The 2,878-nt window shown below is 36.0% G+C and carries 1 pseudogene; it reads right to left on the reverse strand.

Annotation, left to right across the window (positions count from 1 at the left end):
- Nucleotides 1–2,878 (reverse strand): annotated as a pseudogene (locus tag A8975_RS14600) (gliding motility-associated C-terminal domain-containing protein); the annotation flags it as partial.

Genomic DNA, 2,878 nt, shown 5'->3' on the forward strand with positions numbered 1-2,878 from the left:
TCATTTGTGTAGTTATCTTTAGAATATACCAATACGCCATTACGGTTGAATATCTCTAATCGTGTTACACCATAACTACTTAAATCAAATGTGTCATTCTGTCCTGGACTTACTCCTGGGGAAATACCCTCTGGTATTACACAACTCTCTAATTCTATGACTGTTTCTGATACTTCGTAAGTACAACTAGAATCGTTATAAGTAATAATTGCTGTATAAAGACCTTGTGTTAAAACAGGTAAGGTTAATCCTGTTTCGCCACTAATAAGACCTCCATCTTGATACCATTCAACAGTAACATCTGACTCAGAATACCCTTGAGGGATTAATGCTATTTCTATTGGAACTGTTGCGTTAGGGCAAACCTCATAATCAACATCTGTCGTGTTAAATGTTGCAACAGGAATAGGAAGCACAATTAAATTTACACTAGTAGTAGAGTAGCAATCAAATGCTGAATTGCTTTCAACTCTTACATAAATAGTTTGAGAGTCACTTGTGTAAAGTGAAGAAGTATCTATAGCATTTTGACCTGCTTCAGCATCTGCTTCAGTTTCATGATAAGTAACTGTAAACTCCGTTGGGTCTTGACCATTTAATATATCAGCATCATAAGCTGCTAAATCGAAATCCTCAATACCATCACCTGAATTATCATCACATGCTTCTATATCTATACTTGTTGCTGTTGGTGTTGGTCCTGATATTATTAAATCAAAACTTGTTGTCGCAAAACAGAAAGAAGCATCTGGATTTGCATCTTCTACTCTTACATAAATAGTTTGCGGGTTAGATATGTTAGTGTATGGAGATGTTAAAGCTCCTGTATCAGTTTGAGCATCAGTAAGCGTCAAGTGATACGTTACATTAAATAAACTAGGATCTTGAGCTCCTAATATTCCTGCAGTTTGCATTTCTAAATCAAAGTCTTCGATTTCGTCTCCTGAAGCATCGTCACATGTTACAATATCATCTACAGGGTTAGCAACAGGCTCTAATCCGAAAATAACAGTTACTTGATCTTGAGCTTGTGCATCACATTGATCATCATAAGCAATAACAGTATAAGTACAAGACTCAGTAACTGTTAAAACAGAAGATTCTTCTCCTTCTATTATGAATCCATCACAATACCACTCATATCTATCAGCAAATGGAGAGTCTGCAACTAAATCGTAAGAAGGGAAACCACAGAAACTTTGATCTGGTCCTAAATCTACTTCTATTTCAGCTGTTACGTTACCGTCTCCATCATCTCCTCCATTAGTTTGACTAATTGAGATTGTTCCTGGATCGTCAGAGAAATTAGTAACTAGTAATATGTATATTTCTCCTGTTTGAGCATTATCTATTGTTAAGTTTTCTACTGAAACAAAAGAGTAACTACAATCAACTATATTACCAAATGGGTAAAAGTCAGGGTTACTTGTATTGTTTGGGCAAGAAGGACAATCTTCAAAAGCTATTTCAGTACAAGAATCTGCAACTGATTCAAATGGTCCCCAAAGTACAAAGTCTACATCAATACCATTACCATTATCGTCTACTTGAGAAATTTCAATTTCTATTAATCCTGGATCTCCAATTTGAATGATGTTCCATGTAGGGTTTGGTGCAGATCCTAAACATGCAATATCGTTAGGGTCTGGAATTCCTATAATATTTGAAGTTACTAATGCTCCACCTTCTTGACAGAAGTTTTCAGCATTTTCACAGATTATATTTGTTGGAGCATCTTTAATACATAAATCGAAAGTACTTGTTTCTCCTACAGAACCTCCTGAGAATACTCTAATATAGTATGTGTTTCCTTCAACTAATTCAGGTGTTACACTTGCTGTGTCTGCAGAACAATATAACTCGGTTAAACCGTCACATGTTCCTTCGTAAAGTCCATGATCTAAGTTTGTAGTTCCTCCTGTGATATTTGTAATTGAAATCAGCTGAACTTCGTTTAATGCTGTAAATTGGAACCAAACATCATCGTCTGGGTCACCACCACATTCGCCATCTGGAACTCCAGAAGGTGTTGCTTCTATTATAGTTCCTGCTGTTACTAAATCACATGAATTGTCCTCATTCACACTAGCCACTATAGCATTACATGGGTTGTCGTTTTCAGGCGGACAAGCCAATAACTGAATTGGCGAACTATTAATTACACAATTAACATCATCATCACTACTTACAGTTACCACAACATCAACTAAGAAAGGGAATGGTCCAATTTGGTAAACTCCTTCTGAAGGTACTGAAACAGTTGTTGCATCAATGTTATTACTAATAGTTAATGAGTTAGCGTCTCCTAAAGACGTTACGTTAACATCAATTAAAAACTGATCACCATTATCACAATCATCAACTACTTGATAGGTTGCTTGAGGATTGATACATGTTGCACAAGCAACTGTTACATCAAATGGTGTGTAACCATTGTTCTCACAACTTACTGAACCATCTGAGTTAATGTACCATGATATTGTATCTCCAGAAGATTGGAATGTCAATCCTGCTGGGTTTGGTGTGTTTTGGTTGTATAATATTGTTCCATCTGAATCTATTACAACTAACTCGTCACAACAACCTTCCATTTGACCATCATTAAATGTAATGTTAAGAGGTAATCCGTTTGAGCTTGTATAAGTAAATGTTGCTACTGATGGATCATCGTCTATGTCATTAAAGTAACAGAATGTTGTGTTTACTGGTCCTAAGTCGCAGTCAACAATATTATCTAAACAATATTCTTCTGTTAAACTGTTACTTACTAATGTACAATTTGCATCATCATCGTTTGCTGCTGTCATGATAACTGGTGTACCGTGTGCATATGGACCAAAAGTATAAACTCCTACTGCATCAACTGTTTGTGGTGTAC

Source organism: Meridianimaribacter flavus, from assembly GCF_004366715.1.
GTDB classification, from domain to species: domain Bacteria; phylum Bacteroidota; class Bacteroidia; order Flavobacteriales; family Flavobacteriaceae; genus Gaetbulibacter_B; species Gaetbulibacter_B jejuensis.